Annotated in this window: 20 protein-coding genes, 3 tRNA genes and 1 pseudogene; 14 read left to right on the top strand and 10 right to left on the bottom strand. The window is 54.5% G+C overall.

Annotated features, from left to right (window positions below):
* Positions 1-25 precede the first annotated feature (25 nt).
* Positions 26-865, top strand: a complete 840-nt coding sequence (locus ACMZ66_RS17845) for an NAD(P)H-dependent oxidoreductase (protein WP_416939232.1) — start codon at positions 26-28, stop codon at positions 863-865.
* Positions 866-946: 81 nt separating this feature from the next.
* Here the strand turns inward: ACMZ66_RS17845 and ACMZ66_RS17840 are convergent, their stop codons facing one another.
* The gene (locus tag ACMZ66_RS17840) at positions 947-1,933 is read right to left on the bottom strand and encodes an HpcH/HpaI aldolase/citrate lyase family protein (protein ID WP_416939230.1); all 987 of its coding nucleotides are present in this window, start codon (positions 1,931-1,933) and stop codon (positions 947-949) included.
* Positions 1,934-2,322: 389 nt separating this feature from the next.
* Here ACMZ66_RS17840 and ACMZ66_RS17835 point away from each other — a divergent pair, with 389 nt between their 5' ends.
* Positions 2,323-3,483: a diguanylate cyclase gene (locus ACMZ66_RS17835; protein WP_416939228.1), complete on the top strand. Its 1,161-nt coding sequence runs from the start codon at positions 2,323-2,325 to the stop codon at positions 3,481-3,483.
* A 60-nt stretch (positions 3,484-3,543) separates the two neighbouring features.
* On the opposite strand, the gene ACMZ66_RS17830 is transcribed toward ACMZ66_RS17835, so the two are convergent.
* Positions 3,544-4,065 (bottom strand): glycine cleavage system protein R, encoded by a 522-nt coding sequence (locus ACMZ66_RS17830; protein ID WP_416939226.1) that lies wholly within the window; start codon positions 4,063-4,065, stop codon positions 3,544-3,546.
* A gap of 265 nt (positions 4,066-4,330) precedes the next feature.
* Between ACMZ66_RS17830 and ACMZ66_RS17825 the strand changes: the two genes are divergently transcribed.
* The gene (locus tag ACMZ66_RS17825) at positions 4,331-4,819 is read left to right on the top strand and encodes a fasciclin domain-containing protein (protein ID WP_416939225.1); all 489 of its coding nucleotides are present in this window, start codon (positions 4,331-4,333) and stop codon (positions 4,817-4,819) included.
* Between the two features lie 255 nt (positions 4,820-5,074).
* On the opposite strand, the gene ACMZ66_RS17820 is transcribed toward ACMZ66_RS17825, so the two are convergent.
* Together ACMZ66_RS17820 and ACMZ66_RS17815 are read right to left on the bottom strand one after the other, a co-directional pair.
* Positions 5,075-5,151, bottom strand: a tRNA-Arg gene (locus tag ACMZ66_RS17820).
* A gap of 56 nt (positions 5,152-5,207) precedes the next feature.
* A tRNA-Arg gene (locus ACMZ66_RS17815) sits at positions 5,208-5,284 on the bottom strand.
* A 336-nt stretch (positions 5,285-5,620) separates the two neighbouring features.
* Between ACMZ66_RS17815 and ACMZ66_RS17810 the strand changes: the two genes are divergently transcribed.
* Entirely contained in the window at positions 5,621-6,739 is a 1,119-nt protein-coding gene (locus ACMZ66_RS17810; RefSeq protein ID WP_416939223.1) for a hypothetical protein, read from the top strand.
* A gap of 149 nt (positions 6,740-6,888) precedes the next feature.
* Positions 6,889-7,176 (top strand): DUF4169 family protein, encoded by a 288-nt coding sequence (locus ACMZ66_RS17805; RefSeq protein WP_416939222.1) that lies wholly within the window; start codon positions 6,889-6,891, stop codon positions 7,174-7,176.
* 26 nt (positions 7,177-7,202) lie between these two features.
* On the opposite strand, the gene ACMZ66_RS17800 is transcribed toward ACMZ66_RS17805, so the two are convergent.
* The 4 genes from ACMZ66_RS17800 to lipB form a co-directional block, all read right to left on the bottom strand.
* Positions 7,203-8,063 (bottom strand): dienelactone hydrolase family protein, encoded by an 861-nt coding sequence (locus ACMZ66_RS17800; RefSeq protein WP_416939220.1) that lies wholly within the window; start codon positions 8,061-8,063, stop codon positions 7,203-7,205.
* Between the two features lie 424 nt (positions 8,064-8,487).
* Positions 8,488-9,027 carry a hypothetical protein gene (locus tag ACMZ66_RS17795; RefSeq protein ID WP_416939218.1) on the bottom strand — a complete coding sequence of 180 codons (540 nt, stop codon included), beginning with the start codon at positions 9,025-9,027 and terminating at the stop codon, positions 8,488-8,490.
* Positions 9,028-9,356: 329 nt separating this feature from the next.
* Complete coding sequence (locus ACMZ66_RS17790; protein WP_416939216.1) at positions 9,357-10,370, bottom strand: diguanylate cyclase; 1,014 nt, start codon at positions 10,368-10,370, stop codon at positions 9,357-9,359.
* Positions 10,371-10,375: 5 nt separating this feature from the next.
* Positions 10,376-11,029, bottom strand: a complete 654-nt coding sequence (gene lipB, locus ACMZ66_RS17785; protein WP_416939336.1) for a lipoyl(octanoyl) transferase LipB — start codon at positions 11,027-11,029, stop codon at positions 10,376-10,378.
* 127 nt (positions 11,030-11,156) lie between these two features.
* On the opposite strand from lipB, the gene ACMZ66_RS17780 reads away from it, so the two are divergent.
* The 3 genes and pseudogenes from ACMZ66_RS17780 to mgtE all read left to right on the top strand — a co-directional run bounded on the left by ACMZ66_RS17780 (position 11,157) and on the right by mgtE (position 15,465).
* Positions 11,157-11,243 (top strand) — tRNA-Leu (locus ACMZ66_RS17780).
* A 390-nt stretch (positions 11,244-11,633) separates the two neighbouring features.
* Positions 11,634-13,923: pseudogene (locus tag ACMZ66_RS17775) on the top strand (NADP-dependent malic enzyme).
* 138 nt (positions 13,924-14,061) lie between these two features.
* Entirely contained in the window at positions 14,062-15,465 is a 1,404-nt protein-coding gene (mgtE, locus tag ACMZ66_RS17770; RefSeq protein WP_416939214.1) for a magnesium transporter, read from the top strand.
* A gap of 77 nt (positions 15,466-15,542) precedes the next feature.
* Here mgtE and ACMZ66_RS17765 read toward each other — a convergent pair whose 3' ends face one another.
* The gene (locus tag ACMZ66_RS17765) at positions 15,543-18,167 is read right to left on the bottom strand and encodes an EAL domain-containing protein (RefSeq protein WP_416939212.1); all 2,625 of its coding nucleotides are present in this window, start codon (positions 18,165-18,167) and stop codon (positions 15,543-15,545) included.
* Positions 18,168-18,558: 391 nt separating this feature from the next.
* On the opposite strand from ACMZ66_RS17765, the gene ACMZ66_RS17760 reads away from it, so the two are divergent.
* Both ACMZ66_RS17760 and ACMZ66_RS17755 read left to right on the top strand, forming a co-directional pair.
* Positions 18,559-19,950 (top strand): class I SAM-dependent RNA methyltransferase, encoded by a 1,392-nt coding sequence (locus ACMZ66_RS17760; protein WP_416939210.1) that lies wholly within the window; start codon positions 18,559-18,561, stop codon positions 19,948-19,950.
* Between the two features lie 257 nt (positions 19,951-20,207).
* Positions 20,208-21,281 carry a hypothetical protein gene (locus ACMZ66_RS17755; protein WP_416939208.1) on the top strand — a complete coding sequence of 358 codons (1,074 nt, stop codon included), beginning with the start codon at positions 20,208-20,210 and terminating at the stop codon, positions 21,279-21,281.
* A 106-nt stretch (positions 21,282-21,387) separates the two neighbouring features.
* Here the strand turns inward: ACMZ66_RS17755 and ACMZ66_RS17750 are convergent, their stop codons facing one another.
* Positions 21,388-21,903, bottom strand: coding sequence for an SH3 domain-containing protein (locus ACMZ66_RS17750; RefSeq protein ID WP_416939206.1), 516 nt, complete (start codon positions 21,901-21,903; stop codon positions 21,388-21,390).
* A 200-nt stretch (positions 21,904-22,103) separates the two neighbouring features.
* On the opposite strand from ACMZ66_RS17750, the gene ACMZ66_RS17745 reads away from it, so the two are divergent.
* The 4 genes from ACMZ66_RS17745 to ACMZ66_RS17730 form a co-directional block, all read left to right on the top strand.
* Complete coding sequence (locus ACMZ66_RS17745; protein WP_416939204.1) at positions 22,104-23,090, top strand: 2-hydroxyacid dehydrogenase; 987 nt, start codon at positions 22,104-22,106, stop codon at positions 23,088-23,090.
* Between the two features lie 165 nt (positions 23,091-23,255).
* Complete coding sequence (locus tag ACMZ66_RS17740) at positions 23,256-23,624, top strand: hypothetical protein (RefSeq protein ID WP_416939202.1); 369 nt, start codon at positions 23,256-23,258, stop codon at positions 23,622-23,624.
* Positions 23,625-23,774: 150 nt separating this feature from the next.
* On the top strand, positions 23,775-24,461 hold the full coding sequence (locus tag ACMZ66_RS17735; RefSeq protein WP_416939200.1) for a fumarylacetoacetate hydrolase family protein: 687 nt from the start codon (positions 23,775-23,777) through the stop codon (positions 24,459-24,461).
* Between the two features lie 55 nt (positions 24,462-24,516).
* The coding region (locus tag ACMZ66_RS17730) for an endonuclease/exonuclease/phosphatase family protein (RefSeq protein WP_416939198.1) at positions 24,517-24,922 on the top strand (406 nt) is incomplete at its 3' end.

Below are 24,922 nucleotides of genomic sequence, written 5' to 3'. Positions count from 1 at the left end.
GATCTTCTTTGAAAAGGACGGCCCAATGTCGAATGTCTTGATTGTTCATGCTCATCCCGAACCCGCATCGCTTACCAGCGCGCTTAAGGATATCGCCGTTGAGAAGCTGCGTGCGGACGGACATCAGGTACAGGTATCTGATCTGTACGCAATGAACTGGAAGCCGCTTGCCGACGCGAAGGACTTTACCGAGCCCCAAAATCCTGATCGGCTGATTTACATCGCAGAATCCAAAAAGGCCTATGCCGGTGGCACCCAAACCAGTGATATCACCGCCGAGCAGGACAAGCTTTTATGGGCGGATGCGGTGTTGTTCAGTTTTCCACTGTGGTGGTTCGGAATGCCCGCGATCCTGAAAGGCTGGTTTGATCGGGTGTTTGCCTATGGCTTTGCCTATGGTGTTGGCGAACATAGCGAGAAACACTGGGGCGATCGCTATGGCGAGGGAACGCTTGCCGGACGCCGTGGGATGCTGGTTGTGCCGATTGGTGGACATTTGCCGCATTACAGTGATCGTGGTGTGAATGGCAGTATCGATGATGTCTTGTGGCCGATCCAGCATGGTGCGCTTTTCTATCCCGGCATGGACGTGATGCCGCCATTTCCCGTCTATAGCACCGATCGCATGGATGAGAACCGGTGGGGCGAGGTCGAAGCTGCGTTCAAGGCGCGGCTTTCGCGTCTGTTTATCGATGATCCGATCCCCTATCGCGCTCAGAATGGTGGGCATTATGATGGTAAACAGCGCCTGAAACCGGAACTGGGGGGCGGATTGGACGGCATCAATATGCATCTGGTGCGTGAAGGTGATCCCGAAGAAATCCTGCATGGACAGGTCAGGCAATCACGCCGCCTGGCATCCTAGTTAACGGGCATCATGGATAAAACAAAAAGGGCCGGAGTTTCATCTCCGGCCCTTTTTGACGTGATCTGTTTTAAGGGGTACTTAGCCCGCGTCGCGCGCGGCAATTGCTTCGGCCTGACGGACCATGACTTCAGCCTGTTTGATCGATGCAATATCAATCAGACGGCCATCAAGGGCAACAGCACCGGCCCCTTCGGCCTGCGCCTTTGCCATGGCTTCAAGGATGCGTTTTGCCTTGGTGACTTCGGCGTCGGACGGTGAATAGACGTCATTGGCAAGGCCGATCTGGCTTGGATGGATTGCCCATTTGCCTTCGCAGCCCAAAACCATGGCGCGTGCCGCTTGTGCGCGATAGCCATCGGGATCAGAGAAATCACCAAATGGGCCATCAATTGGCCGCAGGCCGTTGGCGCGTGCCGCGACCACCATGCGGGCAATGGCGTAATGCCACATATCACCCCAGTGATAATCACGCGGATTGTCGCCATCCTTGTCGGTCAAAACACCATAATGCGGGTTCGGGCCACCAATGCCGGTCGTCATTGCCTTAGTCGAGGCGGCGTAATCAGCCACACCGAAATGCAGGCTTTCGTTGCGCGGGGATGCGGCAGCAACTTCGTGGATGTTTTGCATGCCAAGGGCGGTTTCAATGATCAGTTCGAACCCGATGCGCTTTTTACGGCACTTGGCCGCCTCAATCTGGGTCGCCATCATATCAAGGGCATACACATCAGAAGCGGTTCCGACCTTCGGGATCATGATCAGATCAAGTCGATCACCGGCCTGTTCAAGCACATCGACAACGTCGCGATACATGTAATGGGTATCAAGACCGTTGATACGGACAGACAAGACCTTGTCGCCCCAGTCAATATCGTTGATGGCTTCGATAATGTTTTTACGTGCCTGTTCCTTGTCGCTGGGCGCAACGGCGTCTTCCAGATCAAGGAAAATGGCATCTGCCTTGGATTTGGCAGCCTTTTCAAACAGCTCAATCCGGCTGCCGGGAACGGCGAGTTCTGATCGGTTCAGGCGTGCCGGTGCCGGGGTCGGGGTGGTGAAGCTCATGATAACGTCTCTCCAGAACCTGTCATATCAATAGGGATTGCTTGCGATCAGGATCGCGTGAAGTCCCTGGCGTGTTATTGAGTCCCGTTTTCGGGATCGTACCGTGGCCGCCGTGACAGTTATGTGGTCTGCGATCATTGTGCGTCGCAGTAAGCCTGCCACCAATTTATGGTGCAGATGCGAATGCTGGCAAGCTTAAAAACAGATCAATCCATTGTGCTTTCGACGCACACGCGATGAAGTCAGGGTGTTTATAAGAAAAATCCGGAATAAGGCCGATAAAGCAATAGCCCCTTAACCGGACTGCCGTTAGATTACCGCCGATATTTCGCACGGGGTCTGTATCCCTGATCCCGGAAGTCCCATCAGCAGGTAGTATCAAACGACCCATGCGTCGCGCTTATTCCATCGTTGTTTCTGCCGGTCTGGCGCCCGTTCTGATAATGGGGGCCTGTCTGGTGTTGGCGATGTCACCGACCCTTGTGCCAGCGGAACTTTCCGGGCTTGTGCGGTATGGCCCGTTCCTGTTGGCGATGCTCGGCGGGGCGATTGGCTGGTGGTTTAACCGCGGGCGCGCGGTGTTTGTTATGCTGCTCTTGCTGATTTGCTATTGGTTGCTGGTCGGCAATGGCGGTGGCTTTTCGCCAGACGGTTTGGCGTTCCTGCGCATCGCGACGCTTTATCTCATCCCGGTTAATCTTCTCATCCTTGGCTTTACGGCGGAACGCGGGGTTTTAAACCCGCGTGGCATCGCCCGGATGCTGATTTTGGGTTTGCAGATATTTGTCGTCTTGATGCTGGCCGGTCAGCCAGATGTCGGATCGGCATTATATCAGGCGCTTGATACCCGCTTCTTTGCCGCGACGGGCATTCTGGCGGTTGTGCCCCATCCCGCCATGATCATTTCGCTGCTTGCCGTGATTCTGCTTTTGGTTCGCCACAAGCCGCTTGAAACCAGTTTTGCCGCAGCGATCATTGCGATCAATGTCGCGACCGTGATGGGGTTGGGCATCATTCAATATGGTTATCTGGCGGCAACCGGTGTGGTTCTGGCCGGATTGGCGCAAGAAGCCTGGCGGATGGCGTTTGTTGATGATCTGACCGGGCTTCCGGGGCGGCGTGCGCTTGGCCACGCGATGGCCGAACTTGGCAACCAATATGCGATTGCCATGCTTGATGTCGATCACTTCAAAAAGTTCAACGACACCTACGGCCATGACGTTGGCGATATCGTCCTTAAAAAGGTCGCGCGTGAATTGGCCCGGGTTGGCGGTGGCGGCAAAGCGTTCCGCTATGGCGGCGAAGAGTTCACCGTGGTCTTTGCCGGACGCACGGCCGAAAAGGCGCAAGAACCGTTAGAAGCCCTGCGCAAACGGATTGCCGATAACAAAATCACCCCGCCCGAAAAGAACAAGGCAGTGTCGGTGACGATTTCGGTCGGTGTGTCAGAACGTGACGACGACACGACTGATCCGTGGGGTGTTTTGAAACGCGCTGATCAGAAGCTTTACGAAGCCAAGCAGGCCGGTCGAAACCGCGTGGTGGCCTAAGGGCAGACATAAGAATGGCGAATGCAGACAGTGCCGCATTCGCCATAAGATTTCCCGGCCTTAAAGTTCGTTGAACTTGAAAACAAGACGCATGGAGCCCGCCGTATTGGCAAGGGTCGCTAGGCAATTTGCGGCGCGTTCCGGCGGGATGGCAACAGCAAAGCGCGTGGTATAAATCCGCGCATCTTTCTCATCGGTGGCGGATGCCGCAAGACGCACGATATTGGCGTTATATTCGATGAAAATCTCTGACAGGCGCGCGATCAGACCCGGCTGATCAATCCCCGAACATTCGATCATATGCGTGGCACCCGGTGCCGTGGTGAGGGCCGGGGCAGCAGCAATCGGCTCTACCGTGATTTCGGCATTGTCCATGGTCAGTTCGCTGATCGCGGATCGACATTCGTCGACAGAACAGCTTTCGGGCAGCTCACAACTTGTTTTAAACACGGCACGTGCGCCCGTCATGTTGAACGATGTCGCGCCCAGATTGGCGCCAATGTCAAACAGGCGTCCGGTGATGTCGGAAATCAGACCGACACGGTCATCACAAGAAACCAAAATGCGTGCGTTGGCGTTCATCAGTTGCGCTCCGTCTTGTGGAAGTTCCCTAAGGCTTTGTTTTGAATTGCCATCCTATCAATGGATATATGCGTTTCGCACTGCTTTTTGTCGATTGTCCGGCGAAAGAAAAATTAGTTTGATACGCCCGAAATTGACGGGGCGATGACCGGGCCGGGATCACATTTATATGATTGAACCGTCCGGTGGATCGCCGCCGTAAGCGCTTCTGACAGCGAAATTCGGAATGAAAAATTCCGGGATCACGTTCTCAGGAGATTGAAATATGACTGCATTCAAAAAATCCCTTCTTGCTGTTGCCGCGTGTGCTGGTCTGACCTTTGGTAGCATTTCTGCCAAGGCCGCCGATATTGTCGATACGGCTGTTTCAGCTGGATCATTCAACACACTTGTCACCGCTGTTCAGGCCGCCGGTCTGGTCGAAACCCTTAAGGGGGACGGTCCGTTTACCGTTTTCGCACCGTCTGACGAAGCCTTCGCCAAGCTGCCGGCGGGCACGGTTGAAGACCTGTTGAAACCTGAAAATAAGGACAAGCTGGTGTCAATCCTGACCTATCATGTTGTGCCGGGCAAAGTGATGTCTGGTGACATAGCCGGTAAGGAAATGACGGTTGCCAGTGTTCAGGGTGACACCATTGACGTGAATGCCACAAATGGCGTGATGGTTGACGGTGCATCAGTCGTGACTGCTGATATCGAGACCGATAACGGCGTGATCCACGTGATCGACAGCGTGATCATGCCGGGCATGTAAAGCCTGCGAAATCCAAAAGCCAAGACGGCCTGCTGCACTGTTGTGGCGGGCCGTTTTCGCTTTCCGCGCGTTTTGTTGTCGCTTGTGGGCTGGGTATTCGGCCTCTGGGGGCTGACAAAGAACGGTCCCTATTGGTCGGTGCTAGATCGTTCGAGTGCTTTGCTTCGGTCGATCTGAGTGTCTTGCGCTGGAACCGATCCGTGTGCATGTGACAGAAACAACAAAGGCCCGACGCGGTGACGTCGGGCCTTTGACTGGCGCGCCCGGAAGGATTCGAACCTCCGGCCTTCTGATTCGTAGTCAGATGCTCTATCCAGCTGAGCTACGGGCGCTTCTTAAAGCTTACGTAAATGGTAAAGGCTCGACGCGGTGACGTCGAGCCTTTCACTGGCGCGCCCGGAAGGATTCGAACCTCCGGCCTTCTGATTCGTAGTCAGATGCTCTATCCAGCTGAGCTACGGGCGCTTTGCCTTGTAATCCGGCGGTTTGCTTGGGTGTGCTCCCCGTCGGCGGAGCGGAACTTATGCAAACGAGCAGGCCAATGCAAGTAGTAAATTTCAAAAAAAGGTATTTTTTCGTGAGCACTCGTTTGGCTGACTGCTAGCGACCTGATTTGCCCGGCTTTGTCCGGTTTGTCGGACTTATGGAGAAACTCGGCAAAAAAGGGGCAAATGCGTCTTGTTCCACAAGTGGTCGTAGACTAAGATGCTTTCAATCCCGGGGGAGCAGGGGCTTGTTTCACCTCATAAAAAAGCAAGCCTCAGGGAGATTCGCATATTTCTACTTAGGTAATAGATCGAAATGGCCGTTCGTAAAACCTACCTTGCCGTAATCGGCACCGCCCTGATGCTGGGGGGATGTTCTTTTTCTTCTGAGGCCCTGTGGCCAACACTTGCCGGAGACTCTGAAACGACCGAACAAAACATGGTCGCGGCAGAACCGGTTGGTGCTGATTCCACCACCCGTTACGACGTTGCTGCAAGCACGCAGCCGCTGACCGGAGTGTCTCAGACCGGAACCTTTGTCGGTTCCAAAGTCGAGAACATGCAGCAGGAGCTCAACCGTCTTAAGGCGGCTTTGAACCAACATAATAATGAACTGCAACAGCTTCGCGCACAGACTGTTTCGCACTCGCAGGCCTATCACGGCACTGTTGCGGCGATCAGCGCACGTCTGCAGGTTGGCACGACCCCGGGCAACCCGGTTCTGGTGCAGCAGTGGAATACCGCACAGGGCGAACTCGACCGTGTGAATGACGATATTGCCGCGCTGAACTCGCTGGCCAACAAGGTTGCTGCCGACAGCACGCTGTCGACCTTCCTGCTTAAGTCGGTCCGTTCGGCCTATCAGGTTTCAGGCGCTGTTGACGAAGACCACCGTCAGCTGGCCCTGCTTGAAGACGAAACCAACCGCACCACGGTGCTGATTGACCGTCTTCTGAATGAAATCAGTGAAAGCCTGTCGCGTCAGACGTCTTATGTCAGCACCGAGCGCGCGAACCTTAACGCGCTGGCATTGGCTGTGAAAAACGGCGAGATTTTCGGTGACTCACTTTCCAAGCGCGTTTTCCAGTCGCAGGCAGCCCCTGCTTCGGCAAGCCCGCGCATGGCAGCAACCAGCGACCGCCCGCTTGTGGTTATCCGGTTTGACACTGCCAGCGTGAAATACGAGCAGGCGCTTTATAACGCAGTCAACCGCGTTCTTGAACGTCGCCCGCAGGCAAGCTTTGACGTTGTTGCGGTAACGCCAAATCGCGGTACCCCGGCACAGGTCGCGTTGAATGCCAACAAATCCAAGCGCAATGCACAGGCTGTCCTTCGTTCTTTGACCGATATGGGCATGCCGAGCTCGCGCGTACGTGCATCTGATTCGACCAGCGCGTCAGTTTCCGCCAACGAGGTGCACGTCTTCGTGCGCTAAGTCCGGTTGGACAAGGCATATTTTAAGAACGGCTATGGCGGGTGCTTCGGGATATCGAAGCGCCCGCTTGTTTTTTGTCCACTGTCAAACCAGATAAGATAGAAGGTCCAAGCGGATCGACTGGGTGTGGCAAAAAAAAGAAGAATGCTATGGGTGATCTCGTCAATCTGCGACAGGCACGCAAACGTAAAGAGCGTGATGAGAAGGCCAAAAAGGCGGATCAAAACCGCATCCTGCATGGTCGAACACGTAACGAACGCGTTGTTACGGACCTGGAGCGCAAAAGCGCTGAGAAGCTGCATGACGGGCATAAGCGTGATGATGCCGCAAACCCCGTAGCCTCCCCCAAAGACAAGGTGCCTGACGACACCAGCACCACAGAGCAGGATGATAACGTCGTTCCGATTTTCTCGATCGACGTTACGCCGCGCGACTGACACCTAGCCCAATCATCGCACTGGCTTTAATTGCCCAGATGTTGTTTCAGAAATGACAGAATGTCGTTTTGGGCGGAGCTGAATTCCAGAAGACCATGCTGATCAGCAATCTTGCCCGAGCGATAAATGATTGATTTGCTGCCATTGTCGGGATTTAGAAATTCCTGACAATTGCCTGCGGTCCAGCGGTTTTGATGCCAGGGATCATTGACGCCAAGTAGCGTCAAGACCGGTTCACTTGGTGGGGCATTTACACCGCGATCTTCTGGCCATGGTGTGTGGCACGTCCAACCCTCTGCGATCCGGGCGCGAACCGTTTGGCGCGGGTTTTGGGCTTCGAATGTAACTGTTGCCAGCGCTCCTTCGCTAAATCCCATCAGGATCATGTTTTTGCTGTCAACGAGCGGGATCGTACGCGCTTTTTCGATGGCGTATCCTGCGTCATTCTTGCGCAATACCAGCGTACCTCGAAACAACCCGCCTTCGCGCGTTTCGACATTGCAGGACCGGGGATAGGTTTTGCGGGCCATGCTGGCAGGGGCGATAACAAGAAAGCCATTGTCGGCGAGAAACTTGATGCGGGTGTGGGTCCCCGGCCAGATGCCGCTACATCCATGTAGATAAATGACGGTCGGGAGTTTGCCGATTTGAGTTGCCGACAGGGTTGCGAGTTCAGAGGCGGTGACTTGCTTTGATTGACCATCATTGATTGGCATGCGGACGATGGCAGCTTGCCATGTGCGTTCCAACTCGGTCGGGTCATCCCAGTCTTTCCATGACAGATCTTCTGGCGCAGCAAAAGTCTTTGTACTGTTGTGAAGTCCCTGGTCTTGCGGATATGCAGGTGTTGTCAGTGCCACAGTCAATGACCCAATAAGCGCCAGCATGGACGCAATCTGTCTGGCTTTGTGGTGGGCGGGGCGTACCAAGACAACAACCTCGATTGTTCCAGAAAGCTTGATGCATCGCAGTTTGGACATGCGAGAATGTTGACCATTCTACATGGAAACCGAACTGGCGGGAATAAGCGGGACGCTGCGCACCATTTCCCTGTGCGTGATCGCGTTGGAGATGTTTGACAGTTGGGCGCGAGGGAGCAGGGGATAGAAGGCCGTCACCCGCGTCTGGCCTGAGGTGACAGGGGCTTGATGCCATCACTGTGGGTCACACGGGCAAGAATAGTCCGTTGCAGCATGTTGTGCACGGCACGCCGGCATCTTGGCCGGGAATTCAAATCGCAGCACCATGAACGCGTCATCGAACCGGTGCTGTTCGCAAGTCTTTGCTCACAAGCGACTGGCCGTGCGAGGATCAGTTCAGAAGCGTTTCTGCCTCACGCTTGCTTTGATCAAGGGCCTCATCCCATCCCATCAACCAGTCTTCATGATCGCGCAAATCAGACGGGTAGGGATTTTCTGTCAGGCGATGGGCATCCAGACCAGCCGAGAAACCCGAACCATATGCCGAATTGGGCAGATGACGTTCATGCACCACCGGTGCATTGGTTTCATAGACGCTGTTGCGGAACGCAGGGAGCGAGCAAAGCACACCATCATCAATGCCCAGCGGGTAAGCCATCATCATGGCCGTTCCAAGGGACGTGATGGAAAGTTCGTCGCCAGCGGTCATGCGGATCAGGCCAGCCAGCTGCAGGTTTGCAATGGCGGTGTCGATCCGGCGCTGCAAATCAGGACTGTCTTCGATGGCAACCTGATTGCCGTCATCATCTGTACAGAAAAGGGATAGAACGCGGCGCAGCAACATGCTGCGGTCGAGGTTGGCTTCGGCACTGCGAAGCACGGTCAGCATCAAGGCTGGTTCGCCAGGCGCGAAATCCATTGAACTGGACATCTTTGGGCCTCCGTTCAGATAGAAACGAATTCCCTCCCAAGTCGGCAGCTATTGTCTCTCTCGGCCTTGCCAGTGGCACAGGCCCTGCTGCCTTTTATTATTATAGTTTGCAGATATGTTTCCAACTTGTGAAGACAAGATTGCGCTTAAGTAGAATTTTTTGATCTTTGAAGTGAACGGGGCCACAAATTGCCGCTATCACCCTGATCATACGTATAAATTTTGGCGCTTAACCGCAGATCGGCAATTGCGAAAAATCACGCCTATTTCTTTAGTCTAAGGATGCTGGAAACAGTGAACCTGACGGCATATGCCAATTCCGAACCGAATTAGTCGTCAGACGCCTGTTTTTTCGATTTGGAGGCGGGTTTGGTATCGGGCGCACGCCAGACGCGCACGCGGTTACGACCGCCTTCCTTTGCCGCGTAAAGGGCACGGTCGGCTTTTTCAATGATCTGTTCGACCGTGCGGCTTTTGGTCATCGGTGCGGCACCGATGGATGCCGTGACGGGCAGTATCTTGTCGTCACTGATCGCAACGGGGGATGCCTCGATCACGCGGCGCAGACGTTCAAGAACGCGTGCGCATTGTTTCATATCCGCATTGGGCAGACAGATCAGGAATTCTTCCCCGCCATATCGATAGACCTTATCAAACGGGCGGACATGCGATTGCAGGATGCCGGCAACCGATTGCAGGACAATGTCGCCTGCTTGATGGCCATAAGTGTCGTTAACCGATTTAAAGTGATCAAGGTCAACCAGCGCAACAGCCGTCGGAACCTCCGTACGGATTGCACGTTCACGTTCCGAGTTTAGATCCCCCATCATGGTTTGACGGTTATAGGTGCCCGTCAGCGGATCGACATCGGACCGTGCGGTGCGAAATGCGCGTTCAAGGCGACGCAATTGGGCAAAGAACGATTCGGCACGAAGGGCCATCATGTCGAACTCGGCCGAATCGATTTCGCCGTCAATTTCGCGCGCACTTAAAAGTCGCTTTGCCAAATCGTGTAATTGTTTATGCGTTTGCGCCAGCGCATGCATGGCAGGCTGATCAATCAGGCGATTGTGCCGATTAAGGGCATACCAAGCGCCGAAATCGCATTCATGCTCGTCCTCATCCATTTCGGACGGCATCGGAGAATCGGGCAGCATAAGCTGCCGGTTCCAGCGCAGCAGAAGGGCGATATGCTCGCTAAGTGCCTTTTCAAGCTCTGCCAGAATGTCGCGCTCAGCATCAGCCATCCCACCCTCAGCAACGCTTTCAGGCATCTTGTGGCTCTGTGCGTTGCTTTTGGCAGGTGTTGCCGTGTCTGATGCTGGGTGCGACTTGTCGCTCATTCACCTTATCCAGGAAAGATTTCACTAAACGTCTGTTTTAACAGGCGATCGAGCTCTTCCATAGAAATATCGACCCCAAGGTCTTTCAGGCTGGTTACACCGTGCTCGGCAATTCCGCATGGAACAATTCCACCGAAATGGCCAAGGTCGGGTGCGACATTAATCGCAATTCCATGGAAGGTCACCCAACGGCGCACACGCACGCCAATGGCGGAAATCTTGTCTTCGCGGCCATCTTCACGCACGACCCAGATGCCGACACGGCCATCGCGGCGTTCGCCCGTAATACCCAGCAGGGCGAGCGTGCGAATCACCCATTCTTCGAGGTTATGAACGTATGCACGCACGTCGCGACCGCAATTCTTTAGGTCGAGCATCAGGTAAACCGTGCGCTGACCCGGTCCGTGATAGGTATATTGGCCGCCACGTCCCGCGTCATAGACAGGAAATCGATCCGGATCGACCAAATCTTCTTTATGCGCGCTTGTGCCCGCTGTGTAGAGCGGCGGATGTTCAAGAAACCAAACAAGTTCATTGGCTTCGCCCAGGTGAATGGCCTCTGCGCGGGCTTCCATTTCTGCAAGGGCTTCGGGGTAAGAAACCAACTCGGAGGTGGTGCGCCACTCGGGGATTTGCGCGGTGGGGGCGTGACTTTGCATTTTTCCTGACAAATAAATGAAATTAAGTGAAATGAGCCCTTGATCAGGGGTAATCAATTTGCTATCTCCCTTTCCGCGCCAAGGCAAGCCCACTTCGAAACCTCACGGGCTTTGCTGCAGACAATATGCGGTCGTGGCGGAATTGGTAGACGCGCAGCGTTGAGGTCGCTGTGGGCTAACCCCCGTGGAAGTTCGAGTCTTCTCGACCGCACCAAAAACGCCTCCTCTTTTCAAGAGGGGGCTTTTTTGTTTCCGGGGTTTCGATTGCAGGTCAGGCAATCTGAGATTCCCGAAAGAAAAGAGCCCGCCAGAAATGGCGGGTTTTTTCGTTTCTGGACCTTCCCCATATATCCCCTACAATGGTCTGCATGCGGCAATAGATGCGCTGGCATGGGATGGGACGCGGTTGCGGTACAAGCGATTGATTTATTGTGCAGTGCCGCGTTGAAAATTATGCAATGCAGCCCTTTGGCAGAGTGTTGCACTGAATGCTTCAAACGTGGGGAAAACTGATTTAGTTTAAATCTCCCACAAGAAAGAATTATCAGGATTTAACCGATAATCGGTTAATTTATGTAAATACCTGAAATTAAAAGGTATTATAATGGCAAATAGAAATGACAAGCTGCGCGAAGCAGCTTTGGATTACCACCGGTATCCCACCCGGGGAAATTGTCCGTAACGGCAACCACTACCCTTGCAAACCAGCGTGACCTTGCGCTGGCCTATTCGCCAGGTGTTGCGTTCGCCTGTGAAGAGATCGTCAAAAACCCTGACACGGCCGCAGAATTTACCGCGCGCGGCAACCTTGTCGGGGTTATTTCCAACGGCACTGCTGTTCTTGGTCTTGGCCCGATTGGCCCGCTGGCATCCAAGCCGGTGATGGAAGGTAAAGCGGTTCTGTTCAAGAAGTTCGCCAATATCGATGTCTTCGACCTCGAAGTTGCCGAAACCGACCCGCAGAAATTCATCGATATTGTAGCCGCACTTGAGCCGACCTTCGGAGGTGTTAACCTAGAAGACATTAAGGCGCCGGAATGCTTCATCATCGAGAAGGCATTGCGCGAACGTTGCAATATTCCGATTTTCCATGATGACCAGCACGGAACCGCGATTTGCGTCGCCGCAGCCGTCCTTAATGGCCTGCGCGTAACCGGCAAGGATATCGAGAAGGTCCGTCTTGTCGCATCGGGTGCTGGTGCCGCAGCACTGGCGTGCTTGAACCTTCTGGTGTCGATGGGTTTGCCCAAGCACAACATCACCGTCACGGACCGCTTTGGCGTGGTCTATAAGGGCCGTGCAGAGGAAATGGATCCGTGGAAAGCGGAATATGCCATTGAAACCAATGCCCGTACCCTAAGTGATGTTATCGAAGGTGCTGACATCTTCCTTGGTCTTTCCGCGCCAAACGTGATGGGCGAGGATGAGCTGCGCAAGATGGGCGAACGCCCGATCATTATGGCGCTGGCAAACCCGACGCCGGAAGTTTCCCGGAACTGGTCAAAGAAGTGCGTCCGGACGCGGTTATGGCAACCGGTCGTACCGATTACCCGAACCAGGTGAACAACGTTCTTTGCTTCCCGTTCCTGTTCCGTGGCGCACTTGATGTTGGTGCGACCGAGATCAACGAGGAAATGAAGATCGCCGCGGTCGAAGCAATTGCCGATCTGGCAACGGCCGAAGTATCGGACGTGGTTGCGACCGCCTATGGCGGGGAGGAACTTAAATTCGGTCCGGAATACCTTATCCCGAAGCCGTTTGATCCGCGCCTGATGCTTGAAATTCCGCCGCGCGTGGCAAAGGCTGCGATGGATAGTGGTGTTGCCAAACGCCCGATTGAGGATTTTGCCGATTACCGCCAGCAGCTTGAAGGCTTTGTCTTCCGCTCTGGCATGGTGATGAAGCCGGTCTTTGATATGGCGCGCGCACACAAGAAACGCGTTGTTTATCCCGAAGGCGAATCGCGTCGTGTTCTGCAGGCCTGTCAGGTGCTTGTCGATGATGGTGTTTGCCAGCCGGTTCTGATTGGCCGTCGTGAAGTTATCCTTGAACGGATTGCCGAGCTTGGCCTGCGCATCATTCCCGACGAGCAGATCGAAATTCACGATCCGGACGACAATCCGCATTTCGAACAGGATTGGCAGGACTTCCACAACATCATGGGGCGTCGCGGGATCAACCCGGAATATGCCCGCTCCATCGTGCGTACCCGTCCGACCGTGATCGCGGCCCTGATGCTGCGTCGTGGTGAAGTCGATGCGATGCTGTGTGGTTGCCAGGGTGGTTTCCTGCGTCATCTGCGCTATGTCCGTAACCTAGTGGGCCTGCGCAAAGGTGTGACCGACTTCTCGACGGTCAACATGATGATCATGAAGCAGGGAACGTTCTTCCTGACCGATACCTATGTGTCAGTCGACCCGACCCCGGAACATGTTGCGGAAACCGCGATCATGGCAGCCGACGTTGTGAAGCGTTTTGGTATCACGCCAAAGGCTGCGCTGATTTCGCATTCGAACTTCGGCAGCCACGAAAACAAGTCGGCCTGCAAAATGCGTGACGCGCTTCAGCTCATCAGAACGCAGGCACCTGATCTTGAGGTCGAGGGTGAAATGCATGCCGATGCAGCGATTTCGCAGCCGATCCGTGATCGTATTTTCCCGCATTCAATGCTCAATGGTTCGGCCAACCTTCTGGTGATGCCGACCCTTGATGCAGCCAACATTTCCTACAACCTTGTAAAGATGTTGGGTGATGGTTTGCCGGTTGGTCCGATTCTGGTTGGTGCGGCGAAGTCGGCCCACGTGGTCAGCCCGTCCATCACCGTGCGCGGTATCGTCAATATGACGGCAATTGCCGTTGTCGATGCGGTAACGCGTAGCCAGGAAGGTCAGTAGACCAATTTTCTATCGCGCCCTTGACCGGGGCAATGCGATAGCGCAGAAACAGCCGTGCCGGGGATGGATCACGAAATTCCCGGCACGGCGTTTTCGAGTCAGGGCATTAAATACGGCACACAATTCAGGGAGCGGCAGATGACAGGTCAGGTTGAAGAACTCGACCGTCCGGCGGAAACATCCTCCGGCGATGAATATGTCGATCTGACACCTGAATATGCCCGCGAAATCTTTGACGCGCTGGGCGAAGACGACAGTAATACCGCATCGGAATTGCTGGGCGAGCTGCACTTTGCCGATATCGCCGACTTGCTGGGTTGGGCAAGTTCCAATCAGCGTGAACAGCTTGTCGAACTGATCCGTCCGGACTTTGATCCGGAATTCCTGACCGAACTTGATGACGAACTTCGCGAAGAGGTCATTGGCCTTCTGGGCACCGAAGTCGTTGCCGAGGCGATCACGGAACTTGATTCGGATGACGTTGTCGAAGTCATTGAAGATTTTGACGAGGAAGAACAACGCGAACTTCTGGGTGCACTTTCCGATATTGAACGTGCGCGTGTTGAAGAAGCACTTTCCTATCCGGAATATACCGCCGGTCGTATCATGCAGCGCGAGCTGGTGGCGATCCCGGATTACTGGTCGGTTGGTCAGACAATTGATTTCCTGCGTTCGGCCAAGAGCCTGCCGGATGATTTCTATGACATCATTGTCGTTGATCCGCGCTATAGCCCGGTCGGCATAGTGCCACTGTCACGTGTGATCCGCACCAACCGCCCGGTTCTGGTGCGTGACGTGATGGAATCTGATGAAATGCGCACGGTCGTCGTGACCGAGGAGCAGGAAAATGTCGCGCATATTTTCCGTCAGCGCGACCTTATTTCCGCACCGGTTGTTGATGATAGCGGCCGACTGGTTGGTGTGATCACGGTCGATGACGTCGTTGACGTTATCGATGAGGAATATGAAGAAGACATGATGCGCCTTGCCGGTGTTGGCGAGGAGGATGACCTTTCAAGTGCCATCCTTGATACCACGCGATCGCGCTTTACGTGGCTTCTGGTCAATCTTGGCACCGCGATCATGGCATCCATGGTGATCGGACTGTTTGAAGGCACAATTGAAAAGCTGGTTGCCTTGGCAGTCCTGATGCCAATTGTTGCCTCCATGGGCGGGAATGCGGGCACACAGACCCTGACCGTTGCCGTGCGCGCGATTGCCACGCGTGAGCTGACCAGTGCCAATGCTTGGCGCGTTATCCGCAAGGAAGTTGCGGTGTGTGGCCTTAACGGGTTGGCGTTTGCCATTTTGTCGGGGGCTGTGACCTGGTTCTGGTTTGATGATCTGATGCTGGGCAGCGTCATAGGCATTGCCATGATCATTAACTTGCTGTTTGCCGGGTTGTTTGGCGCGCTGATCCCGCTTGGGCTTGAGCGTGCGGGCATTGACCCGGCTGTCTCGTCATCCGTCTTCCTGACCACGATCACGGATGTTGTTGGCTTCTTTGCCTTCCTTGGATTGGCCGCGGCCTTCTTGCTTTAGCGATCCATTCATCCAAATGAAAAGCCCCGAACCATAAGATGGTCGGGGCTTTGTTTTTGATCGGTGTTGCTTGGAACTTAACCGGATTTCTGGTCTTCCGATTTGCTTTTCGTGACCTTCTTGCGATCATTGCCGGACTGCTGAAGCAGCAATTCGTAGGTATCCATCGCGTCACGCGGTGGGGACAGCAAGAAGCCCTGAATTTCATCGCAATCTGCGGCCTGAAGGGCGGCAAGTTGTTCTTCTGTTTCAACACCCACAGCAACCACTTTGCGGTTCAAGCTTTTGCATAGCCGGATGGCGGGCTGCAGGATGCTGTTTTCCGGCTGTTCATCGAGTGCGACGTTAAACAGCGATTTCGACATCTTGATGCGCTGAACCGGGAAGCGTTTCAGGTAACGAAGCGATGTATTGCCCGCAGCAAAGTGATCAAGCGTCAAGCCAATGCCAGCTTCCGAGAAGCGATAGAATTGACCAAGTGCACGTTCAGGTTCGCGCATGGCGATTTCCTCGGACACTTCGATTTCGATCATGGCCGCGTCAATTTCATGTTCGGCGGTCAGATCGATGATGTTCTTGATCAGATCGGCCTGAATGAACTGGCGGCTTGAAACGTTGAGTGCGATTGGAACCGGAACGTATCCCTGACGACGCCATTCCGCGACCTGCTTACAGACCGTTTCAATGATCCAGTGGCCAAGCGGGGAAAGAAGGCCGGTACGATCGGCAACCGCGATGAAGTCCGGCGGCAGGCGGCGTTTGCCGCTGTCATCGATCCAGCGCAGAAGCGCTTCAAACCCGGTAAGCGTGCGATCAGAGGTGCGATAGCGCGGCTGATATTCCAGAACAAAGCGTTTTTCATCGACCGCACGGCGCAGCTGCGTTTCCATCGAAAGACGCGCATGCATCACGTTGTTCATCGTCTCAACGAAGAAGCAATAAGACAACTCAGCTGATTTTTGCGCGCGATACATGGCCGCATCGGCGTTTGCCAGAAGCTGGGATGGCGCGCGCGCATCGTTTGGATAAAGGGCAACACCGACACTGACATGCAGGCGGATTTCTTCGCCGGTTGCTGTCTGGATCGGTTGGGACATGGCTTCGACCACACGTTCGGCGACAAGGGCAGCACCCTCAGCCTCCGACAGGTCGGTTGCGATGATGGCAAACATATCGCCCGAGAACCGCGCACAGGTGTCCTTTTCGCGCACGGTGGCGCGCAGGCGACCTGATATGGTGCGAAGGGTCTCATCGCCGATATCAGCGCCAAAGCGATCATTGATCGCCCGGAAGTTATCGATATCGACGACAAGCACCGACAGAAGCTTTTCATAGCGTTTGGCGTGTGCCACGGCCTGATTAAGGCGATCCTCAAACAGGGCATGGTTCGGAAGCCCGGTCAGCGGATCATGGGTCGCAAGATAGCGCAGACGATTAACCGATGCGTTTGCCGCCGGGTTGTGATGAAGGGTAATGTCAACGCATTCAGGATTGGTGGTCGATGGTTTCATCGACAGATTGCACACCACATGAACGCCTTCGGCACTACGCACAATCCATTCGCGACGCAGTTCTTCATCACCGCGATTGATCGCCAGCAACATCTTTTCCTGTGATCTGCGTGATGCGGTGCCATCTGACTGGAATTCCGGGGCAAGATTATAAAACCGGATGAAGCCGTAATCTTCTTCGCGCAGATCAAAGAATTCTGCGGTTTCCGGCGACATCGATTTCAAATGACCATCAAGTTTTGTGATCGACAAAGCCAGATCGTTGATATCGTCGCCAGCATTGATGTGGTGCAGCGATCGGCGCGCGGACAGCTTTTGCCGGTTCGCCAGCATAAAGACCAATACCGTGAAGAAGACGGTGGCAACTGCCCCAAACAGCAAGATCAGCTCAGGATTAATCGTGGCCTGGGTTGCCAGTTTCGGGTCGGCGATAACATCGACCTGCCATTGGCGGCCAACGATTTCGACCGAGACTGTGCGTTGAAGTTCTTCGTCATCGCCTTCGCCGCGGATTTCAAACAGAACGGTGTCACCTTCGCGAACACGCACGGTGTAGTCTTCGACCTGTTCAGTATTGATGACGGCCGCCAGCATGGAGCGGATGCGAAACGCCCCATTGATCACGCCAATGATTTGTCCGTCACGGCCCAGAACCGGGCTATAGGCGGCAAATCCGCGTCCGCCCTGAAGAAGCTCAAGCGTCGGTGTGATCTGCGTGCGGCGTTGATCAAGCGCGATATCAAGAACAGGACCGGCAACCGGATGGCGTTTAAGGTCCGCCCCCATGGCAGGCACGTTACCCTTGATCGGGGCGACATAAAGAATGATGTAGTTTGGCGAAATCCAGTTGATCGCCTGAAGGGCTGGGAAGCGGCTTTGCAGCGGGGTCGCGACAGATAGATAGTCGCGCTCATCCACGGGGGCGCCGTCCTGCCAATTATCGGCAAAGCTTTCAAGCACGGCCAGATTGCTTGAAACGATCTGTTTGACCTGCTGGGCAACGGCGCTTGCGGTGATTTGGCCTGCCGAAAGCAGCATGGATCTACGGTTATTTTCAACCGTCTGCCAGAAGAAATAAGTGACAGAAGCAAAGAAAATAGCTGTCAGAAAACCAGCCACCAGTGCCCGCTTCTTAAGACGGGATGTCTGTGTGGTCGTGTTTTCTTCGGCCGGTTTATTTTCTTCTTCCATGTCTCCCCCAAAAAACACTCCGCATTCAGGTCTCCCCGTCCTGTCTGCGTCGGCAAGTTCGGCGTCACGAGCGTCAATCGGTCACATGTGCGCCGATGGATATATTGGAATTCTAGATGCGCTCTGCAGCCGCAAAAGACCCCCCATGGTCTTTTATGGTGTTATTCTTACACGACTTTAAGGGGTTGGTCGCGTTCATTTACGCATAAATTTTCATCCCCAAGGTTTGCAAAGCCATTGCAATGACGGAATTTGGCGCGCGCGTTGCCATATAAATCTTTGTTGGCCCCTGTTCTGAAACCGGGAACTGGTGTATCTGAGGCTGACATCCGGCACCCGCGAACAAAAAGCCGGGACTCGTGTGACCAAGATCACCCCCAAGAGAGAGTTCATGAAACACCATCACCGCAATCCCCGCGCCCGTGGGGGACGTAAGCGTCAACCATCCCGGCGTGACCCGCTGATTGGCTTTGAAGCAGACGTAACCATCGAACAGATTGGTGCGCGTGGCGATGGGATCGCACATGTGGATGCGCCCGATGGCAAATCCGTGCTGATCTATGTGGATTGCGTTTTGCCCGGTGATACGGTTCGCGTTGCCCTTCGCCAAAAGCGCGGCGATGGCTATGGCGCAGAAGTGATTGAAGAAATCGAACGCAGCGGTGCGTTTAACCCGCCGCGCTGTTCACATTTCAAGGAATGTGGCGGTTGCGCGCTTCAGCACATGGATGATCAGGATTACCGCAACTGGAAACGTGACAAGGCCAAGGTCGCGGTACAGCGTGCCGGGATTGATCCCGAAGACGCCGAACATCTGGTGGGGGATGTTGAAATCTCGCCACCGGCAAGCCGCCGTCGCGCTGGATTTTCAGTGCATGTCGGGGCAACGGGCGTGTTTGTTGGCTTCAACGGCCGTTTCAGCCATACGGTTTTGAACGTGCCCGATTGTGCGGTGTTGCGCCCGGAACTGATGACGTTCCGCGCGGCATTCGTTGTGTTCCTGACGGCCTGTCCGGCAGATCATGCGCGCAATATCAAGGAAGTCTTCGTTACCCTTGCCAATAACGGTCTTGATGTCGTGATCCATGCAAGTCAGGACCCCGATCTTGATATGCGTCAGGATCTGGCAGTTTTCGCCGATGCCAATAACATCGCGCGGCTTAGCTGGAAAACCGGGGACCGCGCCGATGAACCGGTCGCGGCGCGCCATACACCGCTTGTCAGCTTTGAGGGCATTGATGTGCCGGTCGCACCGGGGGGGTTCCTGCAGGCAACGCATGAAGGCGAACAGGCGCTGGTCAATGCGGTTAAGGATGCACTGGCCGAAATCGCGCCAAAGCATGTGGCTGATCTGTTTTGTGGTGTTGGAAGCTTCACCTTTGCCTTGGCTCTGTCGGGTAAACGCCGGTCAGTGACTGCTGCGGAAAGTGATCCGCGCGCGGTTGAGCTTTTGCAATATGCAGTTGGTCAGTCGGGCAGCCCGATCAAAGTGATCAAGCGCGACCTGTTCCGTCAGCCACTTGGCGGATCTGAGCTTTCCGGTTTTGATCTGGTCGTATTCGATCCGCCGCGCGCAGGCGCGCTGGCACAGTCCGAAGCCCTTGCGGTGGATGGTCCGGAATGGATTTTGGCTGTGTCATGTAATCCGGCGACCTTTACCCGTGATATGCAAGTCTTGCGCAACGGCGGTTATGAGATCGAAAAGGTCATCCCGGTCGATCAATTCCTGTGGTCATCGCATCTGGAATTGTTTGCGGTACTGCGGCGAACCACCAAATCGTAACATCCCGAATTCGAAACGGGTTTTACCGTTTTTGAAGATGATGAAAGCATAATTTGCGCCCAGATTGGGCACATTTGCGTGATATCGCGCCCTGATTGCGTATTTGGGCTTAATATTTCTAATTCAGTAAACTATACTACTGTCTGGTATTTCCGCCGGACACCAGGATGGTCAGGTCGGCAAAGATTTTGAATGATTCCAAACTCTTTGCCTGTTCAGCATGTAGCTGTTAGCCGGCTTGTTTGTGCGGAAAAGACATGGAGCCTCTGGCCAGTCAGCTAACAATCTACACCAACACTGCGCGTGCAATCGCACCGCAGAACAGGTTGATTGCGTCTGATTCCAGCCAGTTTTCCACCGATGCACAGGCAAATGACCGCAGTACCAACTCGCTTCGCGCGGCAAGTTACACCAGCGAACAGCTTCGTGGTTCGCTTGGCAGTGCCAGTGATCTTCTTAGCCAAGCGTCCAGTGACCTTTCGCGCATCGGTGATGCGCTTGATGAAATCGATGCGCTGGTCGAAACTGCGGAAAACACCACCGACCTCTCCCGTCAGCAGCGTGCGCAACTAAATGCGCAGATTGAAGATTTCCTGACCGAGATCGACGATATCGCTGCCAACAGTACCTTTGATGGCCAAAACCTGCTCGATCAGGATCAAACGATTACGCTGCAAGTCGGGTCGGGAACATCGTCATCCAACCGACTTGATGTCGATCTTTATGCTTCCTCGTCCGAGGATCTTGCGACCGGGCTTTCATCGATTGATCTTTCTGATGACGCCGGTGTGGCAGATGCCCGTGCATTGGTTGACGAGGCGCAAGGTGCGCTCCGCGATCGTGAAATCGCACTTGCCGCCAATCAGGGTAGCCTCAGCACCGCAAGTGAACAGAACCGCGTTTCCCAGGTTGCAGGTGAAAACATCCTGCAGGCGCAACTGGCCGCGTCGGAAAGCTCAAGCCGCGAGGCGACACAAGCCAGCATTACCGAAAATCTGCAGGCTTATCTTGGCGATATTTCGTCCCAACTTGCCAGTCAGACTGTTTCGGTCGGTGGCTTTAGCCTGCCTGAACCGCGGCCTGATCCGTTTCTTGAGCAGAATGACAGGCCTGTCTTTGATCCGAATGCGGACGAAGATGACGGATACGGTTCAAGCTATGGCGATGACTTCTTTGGCACGACGATTGGCAGCGGCACCGGCGGTAGTGGCCAGCCATTCAGCACCCCGTCCTTTGGTGGCTATGACAGTGGTGGTAACGGCACGTCTGGCGGCAGTAACGGTGGCGGCGGGGCAGACCGACAGGCAACCCGCGTTTCCGTGGAAGCCTAAGGCCGCCGCCTGATTTCCCGAAGGTAGATTTTAGTTTTACGGATAGCGATGCACGGGCTGTGCAGGGTGGTTGTGTGATTGTGGGCGGGGTTTAAGGCGAAGGCGCTTAGCCCTCAATATTTTCGCCCTCATAGACACCCCAGAAACCATGTCGGGGCGCCCAGCCTTCGAAATCACCAAACTGCAATTGGCACCAGTTGATATTGACCGGGCAATCTTCAATGCGGCCAATCACACTGGCCGATACCATGGCGATCTTGCGCGCGTTTTCATCGGCGGCGGAATAAAGCGTGATGGTGTCGTCCGTGACAATCACATGGCGTGAGCCGACCAAAAAACTCTGGTGAACCCAACCTTCGCTGCCTTCCCAGTCGCGTACTTTGCGCCAGGTATCAAATTCTGACACGACTTCCATCGGCATATTGCGGCGGTGATAGATCCAGACTTTGGGATATCGAAGGCCAGGGCCAGAGCGCAAAAAGACCTTATCTGACCGCAGTGCGACAAAGCGCGGAATTGGCAGGCCGGATTCTTGTGCGCTGGCGACAATCGGGGTCGTCAGGCTGCCAAGAATGGCCAAAGCCACGAAGCGGTACAGAAATGTGCGCAAAATCTGCGGCATCTTATTGGTATTCCTTCGATTATTCCGTCTGAGCTGCCTTTATAATAATTCGCGCATGCGAAATAAAATTACAAAAACTGCGTCAAAATCCTTGCTTTTGTACCTTTCGGCGTGGCATCACTGCATTGCGGCAGGGCACAAAAACCTGTGCCGCCATATTTTGTCAGAAAAAGAGTTAAAAGACCGCATAGGAACGGCACATGACCAAGAAAAAACCGCTTGTCGTCGTGACCCGGAAATTGCCGGAAGCGATTGAAACCCGCATGATGGAACTGTTCGACGCACGTCTGAATATCGACGATGCGGCCATGAGCAAGTCGGAGCTGATTGATGCGGTCAAGGAAGCCGACGTTCTTGTGCCCACCGTGACGGACAAGATCGACGCGGCTGTATTGGCCCATGCCGGTCCGAACCTGCGTCTGATTGCCAACTTTGGCACTGGTGTTGACCATGTGGACCTGCAAACCGCGCGGTCGCGTGGCATCACGGTCACCAACACCCCCGATGTCCTGACCGAAGACACCGCCGATATGACTATGGCGCTGATTCTGTCAGTTTCACGCCGCCTGGCCGAAGGTGAACGCCTGATCCGTAAAGGTGACTGGGCCGGTTGGGGCCCAACATTGATGTTGGGTCATCGCATCTGGGGCAAGCGTCTTGGCATCGTCGGTATGGGCCGCATTGGTCGTGCGCTTGCGCGCCGTGCAAAGGGCTTTGGCCTGTCGGTGCATTACCATAACCGTCGCCGCGTGCATCCCGAGATCGAAGAAGAACTGGATGCCACTTATTGGGAAAGCCTTGATCAGATGCTGGCCCATGTGGATGTGGTTTCGGTGAACTGCCCGCATACGCCTGCGACCTATCATCTGCTGTCGGCCCGTCGTCTGAAGCTGATGCAGCCGCACGCCATTCTGGTGAACACCGCACGTGGCGAGATTGTTGATGAACCGGCCCTGACACGCATGCTGGCCGATGGCGAGATCGCCGGTGCGGGTCTTGACGTGTTTGAACATGAACCTGCCGTGAACCCGAAACTGTTGGAGCTGCAAAACGCTGTTTTGCTGCCGCATATGGGATCGGCAACCATTGAAGGCCGCGTTGATATGGGCGAAAAGGTCCTGATCAATATCAAGACCTTTGTTGACGGGCATACCCCGCCAGATCGCGTGATCGAAGGTTTGCTCTAGGTCTTCGGGGCCTTTTAGAGAGAAGAAGCATCACAGGGCGGCACATCATGTGTCGCCCTTTGTTTTACCCGCCATTTTATACTCCCCATATGCGGATGGCGGGAGTTCGGGCTTACGGGCATTTTCCAGCACAAGTGATGTTGGCTTGTGTGGAGAGAACCAGCCATGACTGCCCGTAAATCCGCGTCCCGTGCGGTAAATATTGTCAACAAGTCCATCGATGGTGACAGTGCATCATTGGTGAAGGTGCGCGAAATGGTTCTTTGTGGCCCGTGCGTTGTCTCGGGCATTCAGAACCTGCATGCCGAAGAGCTTGTTTTTGTCCGGAACGGGACCGTCGACATCTTTGAAGTCGATGGGCAGCGCGTCGATTTTCGCGACGACTATGTCACGATCGAACAGGGCCAACGGTATCACCTGCATGTTACGTCATCTGGTAAAGCAAAAATTCTGACCGCAATGGTCCCGGCGTTTCTGGACGCGGACAAGGTCGAAAGTGCCAAAGCCAGCTTCAAGCGGATGATCCTGTATTAAGCCTAGTGTGCTGTTTCAGGCTTTTAACCTCCCGACGACCTCCTGACAATTCCTGACAGTAGAGCAGCGTAAACGAGCATTGGGCGTTTCAATTCGCCCAATGCTTGGGTATGACTGTTGCACAGCATGAATGACGAACAAGGGGTCATGATGAGTTTGATCTTCGCCGCGCCCGAACCGACGACCATTCCGGTTCAAAATTCCGATGATGTTTTCCCGGTTAACCGCATTTTCTGCATCGGCAAGAACTATGCCGATCATGTTCGCGAAATGGGTTCTGATCCGTCTGATACGCCGCCATGCGTATTCATGAAGCCAACCGATTGCCTGATTGTTGGTAATGGCGATTTGCCGTATCCGTCCGCGACTGAAGACCTTCATTACGAGGGTGAGCTTGTCGTCGCCCTGTCCAAGGGCGGCAAGGATCTGGATCGTGCCGCGGTTGAAGACGCCATCTTTGGCTATGCCGCCGGTCTTGATATGACACGCCGCGATGTTCAGGCCGACCTGAAAGAACGCCGTCTGCCATGGGATATGGCGAAGTCCTTTGACGGTTGTGCGGTTATTTCTCCGATCAAGGTCAAGGCCGATGCAGGCAACCCGCATGCGACCAACCTGAAGCTGTCGGTCAATGGTACTGCACGCCAAAATGACACGACCGCCAAGATGATCTGGCCGGTCATTGATGCGCTGGTGCATCTATCCACCCTGATTGAGCTTAAAGCCGGTGATCTTCTGTTTACCGGAACGCCCGAAGGTGTTGGTCAGGTGGTGCGTGGTGATCGCATGGATCTTGAAATCGCTGATGTCGCGGAACTGTCGGTGACGTTGAAATAACGAAGGGGTTGCGGGTCAGGAGCCCATCCCCAATGAAATGAAAACGGAGCCCGTTTTGAAGATTGTAAGCTGGAACATCAATTCCGTTCGCCTCCGGATAGAGCAGGTCGTCAAGTTCCTGGAAGATCAGCAGCCCGATGCATTGTGCTTGCAGGAACTGAAATGCCCGGACGAGCATTTCCCGCATGATGCCTTTGAGGCGGCGGGATATGTCCATCGCCATAACCACGGCATGAAAAGCTATAACGGTGTGGCGATTGTATCGCGCCTGCCGTTTGTCGAAACCGACATCAAGCATTTCTGCGGCAAAGAAGATCGTCGTCACTGCATGGCGAAATTCGAAAACGGTGTCGAACTGCATAACTTCTATATTCCGGCAGGCGGGGATGAACCCGATCCGGCAATTAACGAGAAGTTTGCCCACAAGCTTTCCTTCATCGATGAAATGACCACCTGGTGGG

The sequence above is a fragment of the Thalassospira sp. genome (assembly GCF_048059015.1).
Taxonomy (GTDB): domain Bacteria; phylum Pseudomonadota; class Alphaproteobacteria; order Rhodospirillales; family Thalassospiraceae; genus Thalassospira.
This window is presented reverse-complemented; position numbering and strand designations above follow the sequence as displayed.

Bases quoted from the DNA above. Each gene is read 5' to 3' on its own strand.
- ACMZ66_RS17845 (WP_416939232.1), top strand. From the start codon at position 26: ATGTCGAATGTCTTGATTGTTCATGCTCATCCCGAACCCGCATCGCTT.
- ACMZ66_RS17840 (WP_416939230.1), bottom strand. From the start codon at position 1,933: ATGAGCTTCACCACCCCGACCCCGGCACCGGCACGCCTGAACCGATCA.
- ACMZ66_RS17835 (WP_416939228.1), top strand. From the start codon at position 2,323: ATGCGTCGCGCTTATTCCATCGTTGTTTCTGCCGGTCTGGCGCCCGTT.
- ACMZ66_RS17830 (WP_416939226.1), bottom strand. From the start codon at position 4,065: ATGAACGCCAACGCACGCATTTTGGTTTCTTGTGATGACCGTGTCGGT.
- ACMZ66_RS17825 (WP_416939225.1), top strand. From the start codon at position 4,331: ATGACTGCATTCAAAAAATCCCTTCTTGCTGTTGCCGCGTGTGCTGGT.
- ACMZ66_RS17810 (WP_416939223.1), top strand. From the start codon at position 5,621: ATGGCCGTTCGTAAAACCTACCTTGCCGTAATCGGCACCGCCCTGATG.
- ACMZ66_RS17805 (WP_416939222.1), top strand. From the start codon at position 6,889: ATGGGTGATCTCGTCAATCTGCGACAGGCACGCAAACGTAAAGAGCGT.
- ACMZ66_RS17800 (WP_416939220.1), bottom strand. From the start codon at position 8,063: ATGCTGGCGCTTATTGGGTCATTGACTGTGGCACTGACAACACCTGCA.
- ACMZ66_RS17795 (WP_416939218.1), bottom strand. From the start codon at position 9,027: ATGTCCAGTTCAATGGATTTCGCGCCTGGCGAACCAGCCTTGATGCTG.
- ACMZ66_RS17790 (WP_416939216.1), bottom strand. From the start codon at position 10,370: ATGAGCGACAAGTCGCACCCAGCATCAGACACGGCAACACCTGCCAAA.
- lipB (WP_416939336.1), bottom strand. From the start codon at position 11,029: ATGCAAAGTCACGCCCCCACCGCGCAAATCCCCGAGTGGCGCACCACC.
- mgtE (WP_416939214.1), top strand. From the start codon at position 14,062: ATGACAGGTCAGGTTGAAGAACTCGACCGTCCGGCGGAAACATCCTCC.
- ACMZ66_RS17765 (WP_416939212.1), bottom strand. From the start codon at position 18,167: ATGGAAGAAGAAAATAAACCGGCCGAAGAAAACACGACCACACAGACA.
- ACMZ66_RS17760 (WP_416939210.1), top strand. From the start codon at position 18,559: ATGAAACACCATCACCGCAATCCCCGCGCCCGTGGGGGACGTAAGCGT.
- ACMZ66_RS17755 (WP_416939208.1), top strand. From the start codon at position 20,208: ATGGAGCCTCTGGCCAGTCAGCTAACAATCTACACCAACACTGCGCGT.
- ACMZ66_RS17750 (WP_416939206.1), bottom strand. From the start codon at position 21,903: ATGCCGCAGATTTTGCGCACATTTCTGTACCGCTTCGTGGCTTTGGCC.
- ACMZ66_RS17745 (WP_416939204.1), top strand. From the start codon at position 22,104: ATGACCAAGAAAAAACCGCTTGTCGTCGTGACCCGGAAATTGCCGGAA.
- ACMZ66_RS17740 (WP_416939202.1), top strand. From the start codon at position 23,256: ATGACTGCCCGTAAATCCGCGTCCCGTGCGGTAAATATTGTCAACAAG.
- ACMZ66_RS17735 (WP_416939200.1), top strand. From the start codon at position 23,775: ATGAGTTTGATCTTCGCCGCGCCCGAACCGACGACCATTCCGGTTCAA.